Annotated in this window: 23 protein-coding genes; 11 read left to right on the top strand and 12 right to left on the bottom strand. The window is 34.0% G+C overall.

Annotated elements, in window-relative coordinates; translation table 11 throughout:
• Positions 1 to 46: 46 nt before the first annotated feature.
• The gene (locus ACQUQZ_RS06815) at positions 47 to 1,000 is read right to left on the bottom strand and encodes a hypothetical protein (protein ID WP_435354086.1); all 954 of its coding nucleotides are present in this window, start codon (positions 998 to 1,000) and stop codon (positions 47 to 49) included.
• 252 nt (positions 1,001 to 1,252) lie between these two features.
• On the opposite strand from ACQUQZ_RS06815, the gene ACQUQZ_RS06810 reads away from it, so the two are divergent.
• A complete protein-coding gene (locus ACQUQZ_RS06810) occupies positions 1,253 to 2,275 on the top strand; it encodes a hypothetical protein (RefSeq protein ID WP_435354084.1) in 1,023 nt (340 codons plus the stop codon).
• Between the two features lie 151 nt (positions 2,276 to 2,426).
• On the opposite strand, the gene ACQUQZ_RS06805 is transcribed toward ACQUQZ_RS06810, so the two are convergent.
• Positions 2,427 to 2,798: a DUF423 domain-containing protein gene (locus ACQUQZ_RS06805; protein WP_435354083.1), complete on the bottom strand. Its 372-nt coding sequence runs from the start codon at positions 2,796 to 2,798 to the stop codon at positions 2,427 to 2,429.
• Between the two features lie 77 nt (positions 2,799 to 2,875).
• Complete coding sequence (locus ACQUQZ_RS06800; protein ID WP_435354082.1) at positions 2,876 to 4,177, bottom strand: DUF3472 domain-containing protein; 1,302 nt, start codon at positions 4,175 to 4,177, stop codon at positions 2,876 to 2,878.
• Positions 4,178 to 4,320: 143 nt separating this feature from the next.
• Here ACQUQZ_RS06800 and ACQUQZ_RS06795 point away from each other — a divergent pair, with 143 nt between their 5' ends.
• Complete coding sequence (locus tag ACQUQZ_RS06795; RefSeq protein WP_435354081.1) at positions 4,321 to 5,202, top strand: pirin family protein; 882 nt, start codon at positions 4,321 to 4,323, stop codon at positions 5,200 to 5,202.
• Between the two features lie 87 nt (positions 5,203 to 5,289).
• Complete coding sequence (ygiD, locus tag ACQUQZ_RS06790; RefSeq protein WP_435354080.1) at positions 5,290 to 6,171, top strand: 4,5-DOPA dioxygenase extradiol; 882 nt, start codon at positions 5,290 to 5,292, stop codon at positions 6,169 to 6,171.
• Positions 6,172 to 6,302: 131 nt separating this feature from the next.
• Here the strand turns inward: ygiD and ACQUQZ_RS06785 are convergent, their stop codons facing one another.
• From ACQUQZ_RS06785 to ACQUQZ_RS06770, 4 genes are all read right to left on the bottom strand, one after another.
• Positions 6,303 to 6,557: a hypothetical protein gene (locus ACQUQZ_RS06785; protein WP_435354078.1), complete on the bottom strand. Its 255-nt coding sequence runs from the start codon at positions 6,555 to 6,557 to the stop codon at positions 6,303 to 6,305.
• Positions 6,558 to 6,815: 258 nt separating this feature from the next.
• Positions 6,816 to 7,481, bottom strand: coding sequence for a YggS family pyridoxal phosphate-dependent enzyme (locus tag ACQUQZ_RS06780; RefSeq protein ID WP_435354077.1), 666 nt, complete (start codon positions 7,479 to 7,481; stop codon positions 6,816 to 6,818).
• A 67-nt stretch (positions 7,482 to 7,548) separates the two neighbouring features.
• A complete protein-coding gene (gene pepT, locus ACQUQZ_RS06775) occupies positions 7,549 to 8,796 on the bottom strand; it encodes a peptidase T (RefSeq protein ID WP_435354076.1) in 1,248 nt (415 codons plus the stop codon).
• Between the two features lie 41 nt (positions 8,797 to 8,837).
• Positions 8,838 to 9,311, bottom strand: a complete 474-nt coding sequence (locus ACQUQZ_RS06770) for a hypothetical protein (RefSeq protein ID WP_435354075.1) — start codon at positions 9,309 to 9,311, stop codon at positions 8,838 to 8,840.
• Between the two features lie 235 nt (positions 9,312 to 9,546).
• Between ACQUQZ_RS06770 and ACQUQZ_RS06765 the strand changes: the two genes are divergently transcribed.
• From ACQUQZ_RS06765 to ACQUQZ_RS06745, 5 genes are all read left to right on the top strand, one after another.
• Positions 9,547 to 10,173: a hypothetical protein gene (locus ACQUQZ_RS06765; RefSeq protein WP_435354074.1), complete on the top strand. Its 627-nt coding sequence runs from the start codon at positions 9,547 to 9,549 to the stop codon at positions 10,171 to 10,173.
• Positions 10,174 to 10,276: 103 nt separating this feature from the next.
• Positions 10,277 to 11,389: a tetratricopeptide repeat protein gene (locus tag ACQUQZ_RS06760; protein ID WP_435354073.1), complete on the top strand. Its 1,113-nt coding sequence runs from the start codon at positions 10,277 to 10,279 to the stop codon at positions 11,387 to 11,389.
• 93 nt (positions 11,390 to 11,482) lie between these two features.
• A complete protein-coding gene (locus ACQUQZ_RS06755; protein ID WP_435354072.1) occupies positions 11,483 to 11,992 on the top strand; it encodes a ubiquinol-cytochrome c reductase iron-sulfur subunit in 510 nt (169 codons plus the stop codon).
• A 177-nt stretch (positions 11,993 to 12,169) separates the two neighbouring features.
• The gene (locus ACQUQZ_RS06750; RefSeq protein ID WP_435354071.1) at positions 12,170 to 12,805 is read left to right on the top strand and encodes a hypothetical protein; all 636 of its coding nucleotides are present in this window, start codon (positions 12,170 to 12,172) and stop codon (positions 12,803 to 12,805) included.
• A gap of 45 nt (positions 12,806 to 12,850) precedes the next feature.
• Complete coding sequence (locus ACQUQZ_RS06745) at positions 12,851 to 13,399, top strand: YceI family protein (RefSeq protein ID WP_435354070.1); 549 nt, start codon at positions 12,851 to 12,853, stop codon at positions 13,397 to 13,399.
• Positions 13,400 to 13,402: 3 nt separating this feature from the next.
• On the opposite strand, the gene gldD is transcribed toward ACQUQZ_RS06745, so the two are convergent.
• On the bottom strand, positions 13,403 to 14,002 hold the full coding sequence (gldD, locus tag ACQUQZ_RS06740) for a gliding motility lipoprotein GldD (protein ID WP_435354068.1): 600 nt from the start codon (positions 14,000 to 14,002) through the stop codon (positions 13,403 to 13,405).
• A gap of 49 nt (positions 14,003 to 14,051) precedes the next feature.
• Positions 14,052 to 14,552: a phosphoribosyltransferase family protein gene (locus ACQUQZ_RS06735; RefSeq protein WP_435354066.1), complete on the bottom strand. Its 501-nt coding sequence runs from the start codon at positions 14,550 to 14,552 to the stop codon at positions 14,052 to 14,054.
• 379 nt (positions 14,553 to 14,931) lie between these two features.
• Between ACQUQZ_RS06735 and ACQUQZ_RS06730 the strand changes: the two genes are divergently transcribed.
• From ACQUQZ_RS06730 to ACQUQZ_RS06720, 3 genes are all read left to right on the top strand, one after another.
• A complete protein-coding gene (locus ACQUQZ_RS06730; RefSeq protein ID WP_435354065.1) occupies positions 14,932 to 15,360 on the top strand; it encodes a DUF4783 domain-containing protein in 429 nt (142 codons plus the stop codon).
• 274 nt (positions 15,361 to 15,634) lie between these two features.
• The gene (locus tag ACQUQZ_RS06725) at positions 15,635 to 16,123 is read left to right on the top strand and encodes a YcxB family protein (protein ID WP_435354063.1); all 489 of its coding nucleotides are present in this window, start codon (positions 15,635 to 15,637) and stop codon (positions 16,121 to 16,123) included.
• Positions 16,124 to 16,246: 123 nt separating this feature from the next.
• Positions 16,247 to 16,957, top strand: a complete 711-nt coding sequence (locus tag ACQUQZ_RS06720) for a lysoplasmalogenase family protein (RefSeq protein WP_435354062.1) — start codon at positions 16,247 to 16,249, stop codon at positions 16,955 to 16,957.
• Here the strand turns inward: ACQUQZ_RS06720 and ACQUQZ_RS06715 are convergent.
• From ACQUQZ_RS06715 to ACQUQZ_RS06705, 3 genes are all read right to left on the bottom strand, one after another.
• Positions 16,929 to 17,114, bottom strand: a complete 186-nt coding sequence (locus ACQUQZ_RS06715; RefSeq protein ID WP_435354061.1) for a hypothetical protein — start codon at positions 17,112 to 17,114, stop codon at positions 16,929 to 16,931. The two genes, ACQUQZ_RS06720 and ACQUQZ_RS06715, sit on opposite strands and share 29 nt — an antisense overlap.
• A 131-nt stretch (positions 17,115 to 17,245) precedes the next feature.
• A complete protein-coding gene (locus ACQUQZ_RS06710) occupies positions 17,246 to 19,882 on the bottom strand; it encodes a VPS10 domain-containing protein (protein WP_435354059.1) in 2,637 nt (878 codons plus the stop codon).
• A 145-nt stretch (positions 19,883 to 20,027) separates the two neighbouring features.
• The gene (locus ACQUQZ_RS06705) at positions 20,028 to 20,975 is read right to left on the bottom strand and encodes an alpha/beta fold hydrolase (protein ID WP_435354058.1); all 948 of its coding nucleotides are present in this window, start codon (positions 20,973 to 20,975) and stop codon (positions 20,028 to 20,030) included.
• Between the last annotated feature and the right edge of the window lie 101 nt (positions 20,976 to 21,076).

The raw sequence follows: 21,076 nt of genomic DNA, 5'->3' as shown, positions 1-21,076 counted from the left end.
GTCCCTTGCAGCAAAGCTGCAAGGGACTTTTTTATATTGTGTTTAGTTACTTCACCTCAAAAGAACCACGACCGATATTAAATCCTTCAGAATAAAGTTCGATTGAATATTTTCCTTTCGAGTAGCTTGCACCACGAGAATAAATAAAATCGACATTTTGACCTGAATTATCGTATTCTACAGATTGTTTAGCTGTATAAACCATTTCTTTACCTCCAAACATAAATGCACCAGAGCCAGTTGCCATGTCAGAAATAACATTTCCTTGTGGGTCAAGCATACGCATGTAAATCACTTTGTCTTCTTTTTTAGTCAATGGGTTTTCCATTAATTTGAAAGAAATTTTTACTTTTTCTACACGTTTTGCTTTATATTCACCACCTTCACGCTCTTTACCACGAGAATTGATTGCATTTACATTTACATTCATTGCTTTCAAAGCCGCCGCAAGCGTTACTTTTTCGGCCAATGCTCTGTTTTTAACCGTCGTTGCATAAACCGAATCCGCAAGAGCTTGTTTATCTGTTTTTAAAGTAGAAACGTCAGTTTTTAAGGTAGAGTTTTCATTACCCAAGGTTTTTACTTCCGTGGATAATTGAGCATTTTCCTCTCTCAACTTCGCAATTTCAACATCTTTTGCTGTTAAAGCAGCTTCATAACCTTTGATTTTAGTCTCGTAATCTTTGATACTTACGTTTTTCGCATTTACCAAGTTTTTCTTATCTTTCTCCAATTGAGCTTTCAATGCTTCCAAATCAGCAACTTGCCCACCCAAAGATGCAACTTCTGCAATTTTAGCATCTAATTGAGCTGAAATAGAGTCAAGTTTGGTATTGGTAATCAATAGCTCTTTTGTTTTTGATGAAATATCAACGTTTTTTGCATCAATATCTTGGCGAGCATTAAAATATAGGAAGCCGAAAAGGGCTGCTAATGCACATGCCAGCACAAGCCCTGCTGTCATTGCTGTATTACTTTTTCTTTCTTGCATCTGTTCCATAGGAATTTTAGTATTAATAGTTCAGGTTTATTAACGGCAAAGTTAGTTTTTTATTGAATGTTTTCACACAAAACAAGAAAAACTTATGTATTTTTTTCGTAATTTTCTAAACGAATGACTACTTTGCACGAAGTTCATTTTAGGTTTTATATGTATTCAGTATTCTCTTTAAATTATAATTTATTGCGAATAATTTATTTTATATAGTTTGTAATTCATCAATCTTTACTCCTAATTCATAAATCCTCTATCATGGCTTTAATCACAAAAAAGAAAATACCATTCAAGATTTCACATCGTTTGCGTAAGTACCTTAGCAAGTATGGTCGAGAAAAGGATTTGCCTATTAAATATAGTGATTTACTGCGTTATGACAATGCTTTCCCACTCTATGATAAGAAAGGAAAAGATACACTTTGGGAAACTGTCATGTATCCTCAAAGCGACTTGCATGAAATATATGAAGCTCTTAAAATTATTTATGCCGACCTTAAGACCGATGGTGACGCATCAGTTATCAAACATTTGGTAGTAGATAGGGTTGATACTTGTACTTACGCCAATACCAAGCCTTTCAGAATCAGAATTGTGAATAGAATAAACGATAATCACGATTATTTCTATATCAAACAAGCAGATGCTTCACGCATTTATGGCCTCGAACTGGAACACCTACTTTCACCCAATGTCATCAGTTATTGTACACACGAAGATACACTGGTAGAAGAGCACATCGCTGGTATTCCTGCCGACCAGTTTATGAATAACCACCTAAACGATGCCAATTTAAATCCTATACGTTTAGCAAAAGAGTTTATCAAATTCAATGAAAGATGTTTTGTAAGACTTTTGGGCGATATGCACTCTGCCAACTTTGTAATTATTATTACACCTGATTTTGAAGATTTTCACTATCGTTTACGTGCCATTGATTTCGACCAGCAATCTTATGAAGCAAGTAAATCGGTCTATATGCCTCAGTTTTTTAAACAAAACAATCCTCTCATAGAAATGGGAATGGAATCACTCACGCCTGAGTCAGTGAAACAATACCAAGCTGAAGAGCGAACTTTGATAGCGAACCGACTAAGAGAAGAAAAAGGAAGAATCCATGATTTGATAGAAACCATGAAAAAAGATACACTTTCATTACCCGAAAACCTTGATAGTTTAAGAAAAGAATTGGCTCGTCATTATAATAACAATCTCTTTTTAGATTGCCAAAATATGGGCGAAGTAGTGGAATTGAGTTTGAAATTGGTTTTGGTACATTAGTTGAGAATGATAAGGTACAAATTACGATTAACGAATGAAAATTTACGAATGACGAGTTACGAATATTAAATGATGAATAAGAAATGTTCAGCACTCACTCGGCACAAATATTCGTCATTCGTAAATCTTCATTCGTCACTCAAAAAATTCCTTATTTTTTCAAAACTGTCCAAAAAAGCAGTAGCCAAGCCACAACCAATAATGTTCCACCAATGGGTGCTACCGCTCCGAATGCGGTTATTCCTGTAAAACAAATGAGATATAAAGAGCCACTAAAAATCAAAGTTCCAATTAAAAAACAATAACTGCTATAATTTAGTGTTTTGGCAGAAAATTCTTTTGCCAGCATACCTACTATAACTAAGGCCAAAGCATGGTAAAATTGGTATCTTACTGCTGTTTCAAAGGTTTCAAATCTACCACTTGCAACGAGCATCGGTTTGAGAGCATGAGCTCCAAATGCACCGACCATAACACCAATCGCTCCTAATAGCGAACCAGCTTGCAGAAAAAATTTATTCATTATTGATGAATTTTAAAATTATTTGTGAAATTACATAAAAAACAAATGGCTTAGTTGCTTATTCTACCACAATAATTTTAAGGTAATTTTGAGAAATCAATCATTGGCGACTTTGCTTTTAATTTTCTTGTAAATTTCTGATTAAGTAAAGTATTATCATTAAAAAAACCACAGTTTCTTAGATAAAATCTCCCATCTTTTTCTCCGCCAGCATAGTCAAGCCGATAAGATTTTTTCGCCGTATTGTCAGCAGTCAAAGTTACCTGATTCAACTCAGTCCAACCAACTTTTGAATTAAAAACCCATTGATTGTCAAAATATCCCATTCGTTCTTGATTGCCAGTTTCTGGAATAAAGTTTTCAAGAAAAGAATACAAATTTTTTAGATAAGTTGATGTTTTAGGGCGTTTAAAACTTGCAATTAATCGCCATTGATTTTCTTCGGGTGCGAAAAAATAAGCGGTATAAATGGTATAATTATCGGCAGTTGGTTTTCCTTGAAGTAGAAATTTATAAGTATTATTGGCTTTCCAATTATACTTTAAATAGCTTTGACCTCCCGAACCTTCATTGCCAAATTCACCTGTATAAACATCGGCTCCTTTTTTTAATAAAAGTATCTTTTGGTCTTCTGGAATCGTTTTAGGGTTATCAGTAGTAAAGGGACTCCAAACCGAAAACAATATGCGTCGCTCATTTTCCGAATTTACTTGCATGCCAAAATATCCTTCTCCAAAACCATTTGCCATAAAATATGAACCCATGACATCATTATTTTTAGGTACGGTGATTTCATTATAAAACCATTCTATATTTTCAACGCCTTCAGAAGCATAACGCAGATGTACTGATGGGCCTCTTCTGCCCCAATAAAAGTAATTTCCCACATTGTTTTTTACATAAGATAATTCTGATGTTATGGCACTTCCGCTTACCGCTAAGTTAGAAATTATACCAAAAATGCTGCTTGTTTTAGAAATACCAGTAATATCAACAGAAATATACCCCGCTTGAGAAATATTCCATTCACCAACAAAATATTCCTTTTCGCCCCCCCCTTCTGCCAAAACTTCAAATGTTTTACCTAAAATACTCACATTAAGTTTACTTTTTCCACCTTTAGTATTCAAAAATAACGATAATTTAAGTGTTCCTTTCTGAGCCAATTTAAAATACGTTCGACAAATTGTCTGCTTATTTGTCCAATCTACTAAGCCTTTATCAGTAATTTCTCCACCATTAATTGTCCATGAATTTCCACCAATTGGAATCATTTGTATGTTCAAATCATGTCCTTCCATAAACATCGCCAAAGATTCGTTTGTCTTACATTGTGCAATTAGATACAGAAAAAATAAAGTAATAATTTTGATTTTCATTGGCTTGAAATAGGCTGATTTGAAACGATTTTCAAAATGTTTTGTGAAGTTAAATAAAAAATAATTCTCGTGGAACTCTATTCAGAAAAATATAGTTGTATTTACATATAATGTAATTGTATATATTAAAATTCAGACACAAAATGGAAAATATAAAATCAGTTCAGCAAATATTAACTCCTCCGCCTGCTCACATGGTTGGTGATGGTTTCAGGGTACATAATTTTTTCCCAAGTGGTTATAATTTGGGCTTACAACGCATGAGTCCATTTTTCATGCTTGACTATAATTCTAAAGTAGAATTTTCACCAAAAGAAGAGCCAAGAGGTGTGGGTGTACATCCTCATCGAGGTTTTGAAACAGTGACGATTGCCTACAATGGCAAGGTTGCTCACCACGATAGCTCAGGAAATCATGGTGTGATTGGCGAAGGTGATATTCAGTGGATGACAGCAGGAAGTGGCGTTTTGCACAAAGAATACCACGAAAAAGAATTTAGTAAAGCTGGTGGCTTGTTTCAAATGGTGCAACTTTGGGTAAATTTACCAGCCAAAGACAAGATGACAACGCCCAAATATCAGGGAATAGAAAACAATCAGTTAGGAAAACATTACTTACCTGATAATCAAGGAGTTGTAGAAGTAATTGCAGGCGAATATAAAGGAATTAAAGGGGCAGCATCAACGTTTACACCCATGAACATGTACAATATAAAAATCAAAAAAGGTGTTTCTATTGACATTTCTTTGCCCGAAAAACACAATACTGGTATATTGGTTATTGAAGGAAGTGCAAAAGCAAACGATGGAGAAACTGCCCCTACTGATAATTTTATTTTGTTTAGAAATGATGGAACAAATATAAAAATCGATGCGATTGAAGATGCGATTTTATTACTTTTGAGCGGTGAACCAATCAACGAACCGATTTTCCCTTATGGTCCGTTTTTGATGAATACTAAAGCCGAAATCTTACAAGCCTATGATGATTTGGCGAAAGGAAAATTTGGAGTTTTGGAAGAGTAATACAGGTATTAGCTGTTAGCGATTTGCTATTAGCTTTATTTTTTATTATAAAAACCTTTTTTTAGCTAACAGCTAATCGCTCATAAAATGAAAAGAAAAGATTTTTTGAAAACATTGGGTATTTTACCTTTTACAATATCAAACATGAACTTAAACGAATTAAAAAATATATCAGACAATTTTCCAAAATCGGAGAAAATGCCTGTTGTTTTCATCGGACACGGAAGTCCGATGAATGCTCTTGCCGACAATGCTTTTACCGATAGTTTGGCTCTTTTAGGCAAAAATATCGAACGTCCAAAAGCGATTTTAGTGATTTCAGCCCATTGGCTGACAATGAATAAAACGTATGTTTCAGTTAATCCTTTTCCAAAAACGATTTATGATTTTGGTGGTTTTCCTGAAGAATTATACAAAGTCAAATACGAGCCAAAAGGCTCGCCTGAGTTTGCCAAAGAAGTAATTAGTGAAGTAAAATCAATTGGAATTTTGGAAGAACACCAAATGGGACTCGATCACGGTGCATGGACTGTGCTTCGCCATATTTATCCTGCGGCCGATATTCCTACTTTTCAGATGAGCATTGATTATTCAAAACCAGCACAATATCATTTTGAATTGGCAAAGGAATTGCAAAACCTTAGAAACAAAGGGGTTTTGATACTTTCAAGTGGTAATATTGTGCATAATCTCAGACAAGTAAAATGGGGAGAAACCAACCCAAAGCCTTATGATTGGGCAGTAGAATTTGATACAATTGTAGAAAGCAAGCTCAATCAAGGTAAATTTGCTGATTTAGCTGATTTCAAGACTTTTGGAAATATTGGCTCAATGGCTCATCCTTCAATTGACCATTATTTACCGATGGTTTATAGCGTAGGGTTGATTAACCCAAAAGAAGAAATCAAATATACTTACAAAGGTCTCGAAATGGGAAGCCTAAGTATGAGATGTTTTCAGGCGGGGTGATACTTAAATTTAAAAATGGTTTTCTCACATTCAGCCTTTTTTTGTATTAAATTCTTTAGTTTGTAGAAGTCCGATTCCCTAAGAGTCCCTTTCAGGAGACTCTTAAGGAACGGAAACATTGCAAATGCTAATTAACCAACCGTATTTCTGCGGTTTATCTCCGCTTGAATGTTCTTCATGGTTTTTGAATTTCTGGAACCAATCAGAAAAGCAATAATAAACAAAATGACAGGAAGAATAAAACCCTGATGTGTTGCAGAATAAATTGCAATGCCAATTAGCAGACCAATAAACACAGCCGTTGGGATTTTTTGTGATTTCATTTTTTTCTCTTCTGACAGTAATTCTTCAAGTGTCATTTTAGAGTAATCTTTATTATCGAACATTTTTATAAGTTGTTTTTAATGTCAAGATTTGTATCTTTTTTGTAGTGGTAATTAACTCAAAGTTTTCTATTCGAATTAAATTCTTAGATTTTTCTAAGTACAATATTCCCTATTGCCTTCGAGAAAAACAAGCTTTTATAGCCTACAAATATAGACCGTTGATTCCTATGATAATTGTGCTTCTTTGATATACTTGTAAATAATCATATTTTATCTTAAAAATCATAAGAATCAGTACGGGCCACCTCTGCGGTTCTATTATTTTTGATAAATTCGACCACCAAAAATCTTGCTACCTACTCTTATCATAGTACTACCCTCTTCAATAGCAATTTCATAATCACCACTCATGCCCATGGATAGAATTCTGAGTTCTGAGTTCTGAGTTCTGAGTTTTTTACTAAAATCTTTCAATTTTCTAAACTCTTTTTTGATTTGGGTTTCATCGTCGGTTAGCGTTGTCATGCCCATAAGACCTACAATTCTTATGTTTGGTAGGCTTTTTAAAGTTTCAGGTTGAAGAATTGCTAAACATTCTTCTTCGGTCATCCCACTTTTGGTGTCTTCTTCGGCAATATAAATTTGTAACAAACAGTCAATCATTCGACTATTTTTGGCAGCTTGTTTATTGATTTCTTGCAATAATTTTAGGCTATCAACTGAGTGAATCAAACTCACAAATGGAGCAATATACTTTACTTTATTCGACTGCAAATGCCCAATAAAATGCCATTCAATGTCTTTTGGCATTGATTCATACTTTTCGACTAATTCCTGCACATAATTTTCACCAAAACGCTTAAAACCTGCATTGTATGCTTCCATGAGCATTTCAACAGGTTTAGTTTTTGAAACAGCAATCAGCGTTACGCCTTTGCTAACTACTTGGTTTTCAATGTATTGAATATTTTCTACAATTGACATTTTTCTATTGAATAGGTATGTTTAAATTATTCTGTGGACTACCGACTAAAAACTATTGACTCCTAATTTAGTGTGCATTTTCTTCCCAAATCTGCACCAAATTGATGATTACTTCGGTTGCTTTTTCCATATCTTGCACCGAAACCCACTCTAATTTTGAGTGAAAAGCATGCTCGCCTGCAAAAATATTAGGGCAAGGTAAACCCATAAATGACAAACGAGAGCCGTCAGTTCCACCACGAATGCTTCGTCTTTCAGGTTTTAAACCAGCTCTTTTGATAGCTTCCAAAGCATAATCAACCACTTGAGGGTAATTGACCAAAACTTCTTTCATATTGCGGTATTGCTCAAATACTTTGAAATCTACGCTTGAGTTTGGGTAATTTATAAGCACCTGATTAACAATTTTTTGCAAGAAATTTTCTTTTTCGTGAAGACCAACAACAGTAAAATCTCTGATAATAAAATCAAGTTTGACCGATTCTTGAATACCTGAAATTTGGGTCGGATGAATAAATCCTTCCATATTTTCAGTAGTTTCGGGTGAAAGACTATCTTTTGGCAAGGCTGACAAAATATCACCCGCAATTTTCATCGCATTTTCGAGTTTCCCTTTCGCAAAACCTGGGTGTGTGCTTACTCCATGAATCGTTAAACTTACTGCATCGGCCGAAAACGTTTCGTCTTCAAGTGTACCAAGACTTTCTCCATCCATCGTATAAGCAAAATCAGCACCAAGCTTGTTCAAATCAACTTTTTCCGTTCCTCTTCCAACTTCTTCATCTGGCGTGAAAAGTATTTTGATTGTTCCATGTTTTACAGTAGGGTTTTGCATTAAATAATAAGCCGCTGCCATAATTTCAGCTACTCCAGCTTTATTATCCGCCCCTAAAAGGGTCGTTCCACTGGCCGTAATAATATCATTCCCAATTTGATTTTTTAAATCAGGATGTTCCGAAACTTTAATAATTTGAGAGGTATCCTCAGGCAAAATAATATCAGAGCCATCCCAATTGAAATGCACCAGTGGTTTTACCCCTGCCCCACTACAATCGGGTGAAGTATCAACGTGCGAACAAAAACAAATAGTTGACACTTTTTTCATAGAATTACTGGGAATCGTAGCGTAAACATAACCCCATTCGTCTAAGTGGGCATCTTTGATACCCATATCTAATAATTCTTGAACCAAAACTCTGCTCAAATCCTTCTGCTTTTCAGTAGATGGATTTGATTTCGAGTTGGGGTCGGATTGGGTATCAATTTGCACATAGCGAAGAAATCTTCCACTTGCAGCTCCTAAAGTTTTACTCATAATATTCATTACAATTTTATCTAATAACAAAAATCACAATTTCAAGAAGGGTTTATGATGCTCTTCAAATCAGCGGGTGAATAATTGATATTTTTGAGTGTTTTATCATCACCTTTTCGATAAACCAAAAACTTACCTTCAATTTCTTTGTAATATGCTTCCGTTCCTTTTTCAGAGGCATAATAATTAATGGTAGCTTCGGCTTCTTCAACACTCTCGCAAGCTTTGCTCATATTTGATCGTTGAACTTCATCAAAAAGCTCTCTAAACTTTTCACCTAAACCAAATTCTAAAATTGCACCTGCCAAAACATATTGTATATCGGCCAAGGCATCGGCAACTTCAACTATATCATTATTATCAATTGCTTCTTGTAATTCTTTTAATTCTTCGGCAATAAGCAATACCCGTAAATCACTTCGTTGCTTAGAAGGAATTTGAGGAGTATCTAAAATTGGATGTTTGAAAGTACGATGAAATTCGGCAACTTGGTTGAGACAATCTAAATTTTGCATATTTAAGTAAGATAAACAGATTTGATAATTTGATAATATATATACGACGGCACTAAATTTAATAATTTCAACTTGTTTTTAGCAAAAAAAACTCATTGCTAATATGAGGGGTTAATTTTTCTTGAAAAAATTTTTGCCGTAAAATAAATAAAGCGATATTAGCGTTTGCAAAGTTGAACAAATTTCAATAATATTGCTACGTAACTGAAGCCAAAAAATCAAAACCCATCAAATCATGAACAAATTTTATAGAGTTCTTTCAGTGGTAACACTAACATTATCGGTTGCTTTGTGGTCGTGTAAAGGAGATCAAGGGCCTGTTGGACCAGCTGGTGCAACTGGTGCACAAGGTGCAGCAGGTACAAACGGTACAAATGGTAAAGACGGTACAAATGGTACAAACGGCACAAATGGTAAAGACGGTAACGCTAATGTAAAAGGTAGCGAAGTAACAGTAAAAGCAAGTGATTGGAAAACAATTGATGCTCCTGGTCTTGGAACAGGTTCGACTGGCAAAACTGGTACTTTTGTGGTAACTGACGCAAACATCAAAGCAACTACTTTTGTTTTTGCTTATGTTAAAGTAGGTACACAATTTATTGCCCTACCACGTGTAGTGATCAAAGAAACTGACGGTTCGACTGAACAAGTAAATTTTGGTATCGAAACTGGAAAACTAAACTTGTATTATGTTTCTCAAACCGCAGCTATCGGTGGTAGTAAAAGTTATGCACCTCAAACTGACCTTGTTTTCTCTTATGTAGTAATTGAGAAATCAAATTTAGTAAACTTGCAAGCAGAAGGTGTTAATCTTAGAAGCCGTGATGCAGTATTGACTTACTTACAAGAACACAAGTATTAATCGTAAACTACACAATATAAGTTACGAAGCAAAAAAAAGCCTTCCTCTGGGGAGGCTTTTTTGCATATTTTTCGTTAGTAAACTACATATACTTTGAAAATACATGAAACGGTTATTTTTTATACTTCTATTTCTTTTCATATCTCCTATAACTTTTGCTCAACTATTGAATGATAATGAATCTAAGCAATTGATTATCAAGGGGTTGGATAAACTTTACAACTTTGAATTTAAAGAGGCTGATGTTTTTTTTCAGAAAGTTAAGGCTAAATATCCCAAGCACCCTGTTTCTCCTTTATTAAGTGCTTTGCAGATGCAATGGCAAAATTTGCCGATTGAAAAAAATCAAAAAATATTAAATCAATATATCTTACTACTTGAAAGGTGTCAGACATTAGCAGAGCCTTTGCTTAATGACCCATCTCGCAAAGCTGAAGGCACTTTTTTCTTGGTTGCTTCGCATGGCTACATAGCTCTGGTGCTAAACGACAAAAAAGAGCAAATAAAAGCAGCTAATGAAGCACGGAAAGCATATAGTTATTTGAAAGATGGTAGAAAATGGGTGGAAAAAAATCCCGAGTTTCTCTTTACGTCTGGATTATATAATTTTTATAGAATCCAATATCCTGAAACTCATCCTATTGTTAAACCAATCATGATTTTTCTTGAAGATGGGAATAAAAAATTAGGCTTATTACAACTGGAACAAGCCATTCAAAAATCAGTATTCTCTCGAATAGAAGCTGCTTATTATCTCACAGGAGTAAATCTAAAATATGAGTCTAATTACCCAAAAGCCCTGATTTATTCTACTTGGTTGCATGATAAATATCCAAATAACTTACTTTATACCATGCGACATACCGAAACATTGGTAATGAATGGAAAATATGAAGAGGCAACCCTATTGATTCAAATACTTAAAAAGACCAATGAAAGAGAATATATTTTAGCAGCTAATTTATTTGAAGGGCAAATTGCCGAAAAAGGCAAAAAAAATGATAAGCAAGCGTTAGATATATATAATATTGTCTTAAAAATCCAACCTTCAGACCGATACACTTCCGATTATTATGCCATGGCTTATGCTGGATTGGCTCGCATCGCTCACCGAGCAGGCAACACGCTACGTGCCAATGAACTTTATAATAAATGTTTAGATTATGCTGAATATAATTCAACTAAAAATGAGGCAAAAAACTATTTAGATAAATAAACTATTTATTTTCTACCGAAACGCAACCATGATTTAGTAATACTCGTAATTACCATAGAAGGAAAAGTTTAAACCCATAAATTAAATCTTACTATGGAAGAAATACAATTAAGCAGAGGCCAATTTCTAAGACAATTAGGCATGAGTAGTGCAGCATTGATGTCGTTTTATTGTCTTGGTACAAGTATGACAGCCTGCACATCTGCCAGTGATGATCCTACACCAACAACTCCCACCACGCCAACAACTCCCGCAGGTAATGTAGATACAGGTATTACAGGCTCAACAACAGGCACAATCGACTTTACAATTGATTTGACTCACAAAGATTTTAAAAAATTAAAAACAGAAGGTGAGTTTACTTATGTAGCAGATATTATTATCGCCAATGCTAAAGGAACTATCGTGGCTTTATCAAAAATATGTACCCATCAAGGTTCTACAATTGATTTTAGAGGCGGAACTGGCGATTTTAAATGTCCAAATCATGGTTCTGAATTTACCTCAACAGGAAAAGTTCAAAAAGACCCAGCCGTTAAAGCTTTACAAGCATATAAAGTTGAAAGCCTAAATAGTGGAAATTCTTTAAAAATAACAGGTTAATTTTTAAAGAATTCGCCAGATTTTTAAAACCAAGTAGTCAATTTTTCGTATATATTGATTAATCTCGTAAGAGGTATGTGTTTCTATAATAAAAGGGGGCTGATCTTATCGGCTTCCTTTATATTATAAAATGCACTCTTTTATCTCAATTTGATTAAATCTTAAATATTTTATTGCATGAAAAAAATATATTTACTTATCTGCTGCCTATCTACTTTTATAACCTATGCACAAAATACTCAAGCCGATAGTCTCTTATTAGATTTAGAAAATACCCCACAACAAACAAAGTTATTACCTGATAAAATGTTATTAAGCCAAAGGCTCTTTTGGGGGGAAAAAGGGATTTACAGAAGTATAGGTATTGCACCAAAACTTACTACCGCAAATCGGGAAAAAGAATTGAAAATCCGTAGAAATATGTTTAAAGTTCATCAAGCAATGGGCTTCCTTACTGCTGCTGGAATGATTGCTCAGGGTTTGCTTGGGGCCAGACTTTATAATCCTGATACCTATAGTGATAAGTTGAGATCAGCTCATAAAGCTACAGGTTTAGGCGTTCAAATTGGCTATGCCACTACAGCACTTATGGCGTTTACGGCCCCACCTGCCTTAGTCAATAGAAAAGGAATTAGTAATATAAAAGTCCATAGATATCTCTCTTATATTCACCTTACAGGTATGATTACGACGAGTGTTTTAGGTCCTAAAATTAAAAAAGATTATACACTCAAACCTTATCATAGAGCAGCCGCTTATACGAGCTTTGCCACTTATTTAGGCTCAATGGTTGTATTAAAATTTGAATTTTAGCCATCCACAAAACATTGATTATCAACAACTTGACACATTATCGACATGAAAACACTTAAGAATTTTTTTTTACTGATATTCCCTTTATTTGCTTTTTCGACCAAGATTGATGGTCGAAAACTATTAGCAGATAAAGCGGCATCCTCTGTCACTTACTCCATGAGTCATCCAATGCACTCTTGGGATGGAGTTTGTAAGGATGTGAATGCGGTGGTTGTACTGAATGATAAAACAAAAGCGATTGAACAAGTAGCCGTTGCCTTAAAATTAGATACATTTAATAGTGGAAATGCCAACCGAGATTCTCATGCTTTAGAAGTAATGGAGGCATTGAAATTCCCGAAAGTAACATTTGTGAGTAAACAAATAAAAGTTGCTGCTGATATATTGACTGTTGAAGGAAACCTCACTTTTCATGGTATCACTAAACCAGTGACCATCATTGCGACAAGAGAAGATTTTGTAAACAAATTAGTTATTGAAGGTAAATTTGATGTATCATTAACTGATTTTAATGTTGAACGTCCTTCTCTTTTGGGTCTTAAAACAAATGACAAGATGAACTTAAAGTTCCAAGTAATTTTTGCATTATAAAAATTACTTCTTCCATTTTAAAGTCTCTAAAATATGGCGACAATCGACTTTCATATAATCAATAATTGGGCGAAGAGAATCATTTTCAGTGGCAGTCATTAAGTAAACTGCTCCTCGCAAATAATGTTTAGTACTATCAGTTACAAAAAATTGGTAAGGGCTTGGCACTTCACCTTCTAATTCAAAAATGACAGCTCTTTTCCCATCTTTTGTTTGCAAAAGTTTATCAGTAATTGAATAGGCTTTTTTATCATGATGAAAGGCTAACTTTGCTGCATCTGCCATCATATTCTGTAAACGAGCAGGATCGTTATTGACAGGTTTATAGGTAAATTGAATACGTGAATTGAGTTTTGGATAATATAAAACTATCCAATGTGGCTCGGCATTACGAAAGGTATCACGCTGAACAATGGCATATTTTGAGTACTCAAAAGTATAAGGATGTTCATCGCCAAGCTTTTGATAGGCTGGAGTAGGTAAATCTATGCGATTAAATCCACGTGGTTTTGGTGAATATTCTTCAGTAGTTTTACTGCAGCTATACAACATAAATGTTGAGACAAAAACACACAAAATCTTTACTATCAATACTTTAGACATATTTTTAATTCATTTTTATCTCGAAAAAGACGTATGCAATACGTCTCTACTAATACAAATAAACCCCTATTTTTTCGTTGTCACCTAATACTACTTGAATGTGTTCATTGAGGGTAGTTGAAAGCGAATATCCAACATAATCGGCTGCAATAGGGTAACGAGGATGATTTCTATCCACTACTACGGCCACTTGCAATTTTTTTAAAGGAATACTTAAAAAAGGACGCAAACTAAATGCCAATGTCTTACCAGTATTTAAGACATCATCACATAAAACGACATTTCGGTTGCGAAAAGTATCTACATCACTTTCAATCTTTATATCAGGTTGTTCAACTGATTGTTTATCAAAGCTTAGTTTAGCAATAAAAATCTCTAAATCAGATATTTGCCTCAATTCATTGACTAATATTTCAGCAAAATGATACCCTTCTCCATTGATACCCGCAACAATAAGAAAAGATTCGTCAAAGTTTTGCTCATAAATTTGATAAGCAATGCGACGTATTTTTTGAAGAGTTTCATTGCGATTTAATAATTGATTTGACATAAATACACAGTAATTTAATTAATTTGACAATTTGACGAAATAGAGGAGGTTTGACATAGCGATTCGAAAACTATAAATATATTTTATTGATTATCAATTTAACTTTATTTCTCTTCAAAAACACTACGATAAACCATCTCCAAATTACTTTTGCTAATAAGCAATCAGTACGTTTTTTTACCAATAATACTATTCCATTAGGCTGTAAAAATAACGCTTTATCAGCTTCAGTAAGCATTATTAAATGTAAAAAGTTTTCATACAAATCGTATAAAGTTATCAACAAAAAACATATCCATTTAATAATTTTTTGGCATAGTTTGTGTAAATGACTATCACGAACCATAGATCGGACAAAGATACTCAAAACTTAAACATTATGAAGGCCATCAAATACTTAATGTCTGCAATCGTTTTTATATTTCTTACGAGTGCCACAAAACCTAACACTAAAAGCATTGGAGAAGATAATGAGCTTGCAGACCGAATCAGAATGTCATTTAGAGGGGGGAATCCTCGAATGTTGGCAAGTTGTCTCAATCAACAAATAGAATTAGTCATAGATTCAGAAAAAATTGACTTTCAAAAAATTTCTTCTCAACAAGCTGAACAGATTTTTAAAATATTTTTTCAAAAAAATCCACCTTTGGCTTTTCAATATGTTTATCAAGGAGCATCGAATGCCGACCTCAGATATAGTGTAGGCACGTATCGAAGTAGAAACAAAGATTTTTTAGTGTATATTTTGGTTAAACGTGCTGATGCCAACAAATATGTAATTGATACGATTCAGTTCAGAGAAGGTTGAAAAGAAAAATAATGATTAAAAAATATTAAGTTTTTTTATTTAAAAGAGTATTTATAAAAAATATGCTAAAACTCTACTAATCAATGATTTGACACATAAGATTTTAACAATTGTACTCAAACATATATCATTTCAATCATCAAAAATCGAAATTTATAAAAAAGGCTCTGACATTCTCAGAGCCTTTTTCTATTTTTGTGTTTAGATTGCGTAATGATTAGTCAATTGGTAACAGAAACTCACCGATTGAGCATTTTAATGATAAAAAAACAAAATGATAGTTAAAACTAAAAAATTTGCATTAGACAAAAAAGAGTATGTAAGCATTTCTTTCAAACGTCATTTGAAGAGTGGATGGAAATGGTTGTTGATTCCAGCAGGAGTATTTTTATTAGGGCTTGTTCTGCACTTCACGGGAAGCTACAAAAACTGGTGGATTCCTGTAGTATCGGTCATTGGAGCTGGGCTTTATCTTTTATTTTGGTATGCACAATTCTATGCGGCCTCACAAATGGAGCAAAACAAACAAATGTTTGATAAATTTATGTACGAGATTGATAGTAGCAGAATTTTGGTAAAAATCAATCAAAAAGAAGGTGGTGTAATGAAATGGGACAGCATACAATCGGCAGAAAAGGTAGCTGATTCTTTTTTACTTATTATTGGTAAAGGGCAATTTTTACGTTTCCCATTCAACGTATTTAATAGTGAGCATGATTTGAAATTATTTGAATCTATCTTAAAACGTAAAGAGCTTTTATAAATATATTTTTATTCAAAGAAACGACAGGGAAGTATTACATTTAAATTTGTTTATGTCAGCGTAAATAATAGTTGTAGCGAAAACTCTATTTCTATGGAAAACATAAAGTAGAATTTATTTTAAATGAAAAAACTCTGGTATATTGTTTATTGTTGTGCTATTCCAGCCATTATTTTTGCTAACTTTTATACGGAGACTATTTTTATACAGAAGATTGGGGGGATTGAATCAATTACAAATCTCATTTTGGTTTTGTATTATATCACTAATAGAAAATCAAAATTTGTCACAAACGATTGGCTTTTAATTGAAGCTCTTTTGTTTACTTGTGTGGGAGGTATTTTGCTGCAACTCTATGAAAATGAAGAACTACTCTATTTTATTAATACAATGGGGTTTTATCTTTCTCAATTTACATATATCAATATTTTTCGAAATGAAGGTAGCAGCTTACCCCCCTATTTTTCAGCTTTTCGAGAATGGAAGCTAATGGCTGTGAGTATCTTGTTTATCCTTGGACTACTTTTTGTTTTTACACCTTATATCCCTGACAAATTGCTGGTAATAAGTTTTATTTATTCAACACAGATGTTAATTCTTTGTTGGATGGCCTATTACCGACCAATTGAGAAAAAGGCTTACCAAGTAGGGATATTGGGAGCTGTATTGTTAATTTTTTCAAATGTATGGCTAACAATCAGTTTATTAGTTGCTCAATTTCCCTACATGGTTCTTATTTACTTTATTTTCTATTCCAGTTCCCAGTATTTTATTTTGGAAAGTATTCTAAAAAATATAAATAATTCTACATTGACATCAGATAATCCATCGTAGCTAAATCAATGGCTTGATCTACATTCATGCCTTCTCTTAAATACGAAAGCGACATTCTCAAATAAGATAACTCATCTTTAAGATTTGGACGAACGCCTGAAGTTTTTTCAAGTACTTGCTGAATATACTCAGTTGGAATTAGGATTGAATCTTGCATAAAATGGTAGTTTTTTGATTTTTATTGATTTATATAGATTGACTTCACAATATCAATGCCAAATTCTATTTATGAATAAAAAATTTCAAAAAAAGAATTCGTCATTTGTCAATCAACAATCATAAATTCTATTATTCTACTACCATTTTTACTACTTTTACTAAATTACCGCTTGTAAGTTTTACAAAGTAAAGCCCTGACTGTAAGCCAATTACATTAAATTTCTTTCCAAATTTCAAAGCCTTAGTCTGAAGAGTTTCTTCATGTTGCAACCTACCCATGATGTCAATAATTTGAATTGATTCTATATCATTATAATCAGCCTTGATAGTAAAAGTACCATTATTCGAATTTGGATAAAGGCTAATTTTCATATTATAAAACTCATTACTTTGAGGGTTCACATCAGATAATAAATCACTTACCCAAATCCCTCTCCCAAAAGTTGCTGCATAGAGTTTTTTTGTAGCTTGATTGATTTCCAATTCATGTACAATAACATTGGGCAAATTACCCATCAAAGGTTTCCATTCTTGCGTACCTATCACCAAATAGTACACACCTATGTCCATCCCTACGTATAAGACATCCGAGTTATCATCCGATTGATAAACTATACAATTGGCTGGAATATTTGGCAAATTATAACTAATATTCTCCCAGTTCTTACCTCCATTGCTCGAATAATATACTTTTTCTCCCTCCACAAAATTGCTGAGTGTTGCCCATACTCGGTCAGGAAATTCGTTGTCAACTGTCAGATAGGTGATGTATGAATCTTTATAAATATTATTGGTGATGTTTTCCCAAAGTTCACCATTATTTGTAGTTAACCATAAATCAGCAGGCAATTTAGAGAGTGGTGTATTTTTTTTAGCAATATAAATAATGTCTGAATTAGATTTAGGCACTGCCAAAGCACTTGATACTTGGGGATATTTAGTTGTACCAAAAATCTTGAAATTTGATATTGGAGCAAACGAACTTCGATCTTGTCCGATAGTTCCTTTAAACACATTACCCCCAGCGATAATCACCTGGTTCTTTTCTTGGTTAATCACAAAAGGTGTTGTCCATTCGCCTGAATCATTATTCGCAGCTGGTGGAAAAATTTGTTTTTCTATCTTTCTTACATCATTTTGATCAAAAAAACTAATATAACCATATTGTGACGAGCCATAAACATAATTATTAACCAATGCCCCTTCCATCCCATCGCCTCCAAACTCGCTCGTCCAAGATTTACCTAATTCTGTCATAAACATATTATTATCTTGAGCTCCAGTAATGACCCTTTTTCCATCATCAGACAAGCCCAAACGATAACATGAGGTTGCATTAATCCCTTTTGCTACAAATTTCCAAGAAAGGTTTTGATTTACACTGGCAATAATTTCTTTGGTTGCAAAAACGCCACCATCATTACACAAATAAATGGTTTTATTCAATGGATTATAACCAAAAGCGTGCTGGTCTGGGTGTATTGTATTATATCCCGTGGCTTGTTTCCAAGTATTGCCCCCATCCTTGGTTTCATTCAAAATCAAACCGCCTACATAAACAGTCTGAGGCTCAATTGGATGAACTAAAATGCACAAATCATAGAAGCCCTGCCCTCCCGAAGCATTATAAGCAGTCGATAGTAAATTGCCCTTAAACGCTGATTTTTGCCAAGTTTCTCCCGTATCAACACTTCTATAAAACCCCTCAAATCCATTATTAACATCACAAGTAACAGCATAAATAATATTAGGATTCGTCGGGGAAATCGCTACTTCGACACGTTGAACAGTCTTCGCATTAATTCCTGATGCTGTCAATTTCCAAGTATTACCCGCATCTTCTGATTTCCAAAGGCCGGCCTCACCTTGCTTTGTGGTTGCTACATAAACTGCCGATGCAAACAAAATATCTGAGTTGGTAGGGTGCTGTACCAAAGCTGAACTCATCTTATCTAAAACCCTTACTGACCAAGTATCTCCTCCATCAAATGACTTAAAAATCCCCTTTGTGCCAACAACAATTACTTCTTTTGAGTTTTTTGGGTTTACCCAAACCGTCCGTGTAATAGAATTAATACCCTCAGAAAGTTGATTTTTTAGACCCGTTTGTTTCCAAGTTTTTCCTCCATCAGTACTTTTCCAAACACCAATTCCATAATAAGTATTGCGTTTACGATCAGCAGTATAGAGGTCATAGCCAATGTAGGCAAAATCTGCTAATGAAGCATAAATAATTTCGGGGTTATTAGGGTCAAGAGTAATACCACTAATTCGCAAAATTGGCAAATTATCACCTAAAGGCACATAAGAATTACCTCCATTGGTTGTTTTCCAAATACCACCTTGACCAAAGCCTAAATAAAAAGTGAGACTATCTTTTGGGTGAAAAGCAATACAATTGACTCGTCCAATTCCAAACAAATTACTATCGCCATAAGGGCCAGCCGGTGACCACTCAGGGGCTTTCACACGAGCATTAGCTGAAGCTTTACGAAGTTTTTCAATATTGCTTGTATTTTTTAATAATACTTCGCTACTTGGCATTGAACCTTCAGCATCTATTCTCCGCAACAAATCATTTTCATAGCGAGCCATCCACTTCCACCCTTTTGTACCTTTAGGTTGTCGAGCAAGCCACGCCTTGAATTGTTGGTCATGGTCAAATAAACTTTCAGAATTATCTAAACTCGGAATTGGTTCGGTCGAAAATTGAGCAAAAACACACGTATTATATAGTAATGTCAAAAAAAATAGTAGTTTTTTCATAGAATAGTCGATGGACAAAGGTCAACAGACGATAGCAAAACGTCCACTCATCATATTATAAATTTGGTAAATATTAGTAATCTTTATTTTATCTAAAAAAGAAATTTACTGAATAATTTCTTCTCAACCTTCATCTTTCAACAAATTACTTTTTCAAGAAGTCTTTTACTACTGCTACAGTATTATGTGCATCTTCTTCCATTGGCGTATGGCCTAAGTTTTTAAAAACCACCAATGTATCATTTGACAAATCATGGTGAAATTTTTCAGCAACATCCAACGGAATCAATAAGTCTTTATCGCCCCAAATAATGAGTGTTGGCATTTGTAAAGTTTTGATTTTTAGATAGTTATTATTTGTAATATTCTGACTAATTCTATCTAAAAAAGCTCCTCGATTTCCTGCACGAAGCGATAACTCAAAGTATCTATCAACCAATTCAGGCGTAACTTTCTCTTTCTGAGCATAAACATTTTGTACGCTTTTTTCAATAATTGAGCGTGGCGTTATGTATTTGAAAAGTGTTTTGATGACTGGTATTCTTGCCATTTGAAAGGCAATTGGTACTGACTTTGAGAGCATCGGATACCCCCCCGCATCAACCAAAATCATCTTTTTTACTTTTTCGGGATATTTCAACGCATAAACCCACGTAATTGCTCCGCCCAATGAATTTCCTCCTAAAATACACTGTTTTATGTGCAGCTCGTTCAAAAAATGATTAATAAATTCTGCATAATAATCTTGCGAATAATCACCCGTTGGATTCGGGCCTGTCAACCCGTAAGCAGGTAAATCTAATCTTATTATTCGATGTTCTGTTTTAAGCTCACGAACCCAACCTTCCCAAGTATGCAAACTTGCTCCAGTGCCGTGTATAAGAATTACGGGAATTGTATCGTTTTGGTTGCCTTCGTCTCTATAATGTACCGACATTCCGTCAATTTGAACAAATTTTGACTCTAAATTGGCATATTTCTTAATCAACACCTCTAAAGGAATATCATTTTCCCAATAAATAACTGATACTCCAACAATTAATACTACAATAAAGAGCAAGACAAACTTGGTGATTTTCCAAAAGTTTTTCATTTTACAAAATTTTTGTTTTTCAAAAATAGCACAAACACTTTATAATTTAGGCAAATCTCAAAATTATAATTCTACCCAGTACTTCTCTTAAAAATACCTAT

Source organism: Emticicia sp. SJ17W-69 (assembly GCF_051209875.1).
Classification (GTDB): Bacteria; Bacteroidota; Bacteroidia; order Cytophagales; family Spirosomataceae; genus Emticicia.
The sequence above is the reverse complement of the archived record's forward strand: the minus strand, read 5'-3'. Positions and strand labels throughout refer to the sequence as shown.

What these genes read in the sequence shown, in the direction of transcription:
- ACQUQZ_RS06815 (WP_435354086.1), bottom strand. Translation starts at nt 1,000, where the DNA reads ATGGAACAGATGCAAGAAAGAAAAAGTAATACAGCAATGACAGCAGGG.
- ACQUQZ_RS06810 (WP_435354084.1), top strand. Translation starts at nt 1,253, where the DNA reads ATGGCTTTAATCACAAAAAAGAAAATACCATTCAAGATTTCACATCGT.
- ACQUQZ_RS06805 (WP_435354083.1), bottom strand. Translation starts at nt 2,798, where the DNA reads ATGAATAAATTTTTTCTGCAAGCTGGTTCGCTATTAGGAGCGATTGGT.
- ACQUQZ_RS06800 (WP_435354082.1), bottom strand. Translation starts at nt 4,177, where the DNA reads ATGAAAATCAAAATTATTACTTTATTTTTTCTGTATCTAATTGCACAA.
- ACQUQZ_RS06795 (WP_435354081.1), top strand. Translation starts at nt 4,321, where the DNA reads ATGGAAAATATAAAATCAGTTCAGCAAATATTAACTCCTCCGCCTGCT.
- ygiD (WP_435354080.1), top strand. Translation starts at nt 5,290, where the DNA reads ATGAAAAGAAAAGATTTTTTGAAAACATTGGGTATTTTACCTTTTACA.
- ACQUQZ_RS06785 (WP_435354078.1), bottom strand. Translation starts at nt 6,557, where the DNA reads ATGTTCGATAATAAAGATTACTCTAAAATGACACTTGAAGAATTACTG.
- ACQUQZ_RS06780 (WP_435354077.1), bottom strand. Translation starts at nt 7,481, where the DNA reads ATGTCAATTGTAGAAAATATTCAATACATTGAAAACCAAGTAGTTAGC.
- pepT (WP_435354076.1), bottom strand. Translation starts at nt 8,796, where the DNA reads ATGAGTAAAACTTTAGGAGCTGCAAGTGGAAGATTTCTTCGCTATGTG.
- ACQUQZ_RS06770 (WP_435354075.1), bottom strand. Translation starts at nt 9,311, where the DNA reads ATGCAAAATTTAGATTGTCTCAACCAAGTTGCCGAATTTCATCGTACT.
- ACQUQZ_RS06765 (WP_435354074.1), top strand. Translation starts at nt 9,547, where the DNA reads ATGAACAAATTTTATAGAGTTCTTTCAGTGGTAACACTAACATTATCG.
- ACQUQZ_RS06760 (WP_435354073.1), top strand. Translation starts at nt 10,277, where the DNA reads ATGAAACGGTTATTTTTTATACTTCTATTTCTTTTCATATCTCCTATA.
- ACQUQZ_RS06755 (WP_435354072.1), top strand. Translation starts at nt 11,483, where the DNA reads ATGGAAGAAATACAATTAAGCAGAGGCCAATTTCTAAGACAATTAGGC.
- ACQUQZ_RS06750 (WP_435354071.1), top strand. Translation starts at nt 12,170, where the DNA reads ATGAAAAAAATATATTTACTTATCTGCTGCCTATCTACTTTTATAACC.
- ACQUQZ_RS06745 (WP_435354070.1), top strand. Translation starts at nt 12,851, where the DNA reads ATGAAAACACTTAAGAATTTTTTTTTACTGATATTCCCTTTATTTGCT.
- gldD (WP_435354068.1), bottom strand. Translation starts at nt 14,002, where the DNA reads ATGTCTAAAGTATTGATAGTAAAGATTTTGTGTGTTTTTGTCTCAACA.
- ACQUQZ_RS06735 (WP_435354066.1), bottom strand. Translation starts at nt 14,552, where the DNA reads ATGTCAAATCAATTATTAAATCGCAATGAAACTCTTCAAAAAATACGT.
- ACQUQZ_RS06730 (WP_435354065.1), top strand. Translation starts at nt 14,932, where the DNA reads ATGAAGGCCATCAAATACTTAATGTCTGCAATCGTTTTTATATTTCTT.
- ACQUQZ_RS06725 (WP_435354063.1), top strand. Translation starts at nt 15,635, where the DNA reads ATGATAGTTAAAACTAAAAAATTTGCATTAGACAAAAAAGAGTATGTA.
- ACQUQZ_RS06720 (WP_435354062.1), top strand. Translation starts at nt 16,247, where the DNA reads ATGAAAAAACTCTGGTATATTGTTTATTGTTGTGCTATTCCAGCCATT.
- ACQUQZ_RS06715 (WP_435354061.1), bottom strand. Translation starts at nt 17,114, where the DNA reads ATGCAAGATTCAATCCTAATTCCAACTGAGTATATTCAGCAAGTACTT.
- ACQUQZ_RS06710 (WP_435354059.1), bottom strand. Translation starts at nt 19,882, where the DNA reads ATGAAAAAACTACTATTTTTTTTGACATTACTATATAATACGTGTGTT.
- ACQUQZ_RS06705 (WP_435354058.1), bottom strand. Translation starts at nt 20,975, where the DNA reads ATGAAAAACTTTTGGAAAATCACCAAGTTTGTCTTGCTCTTTATTGTA.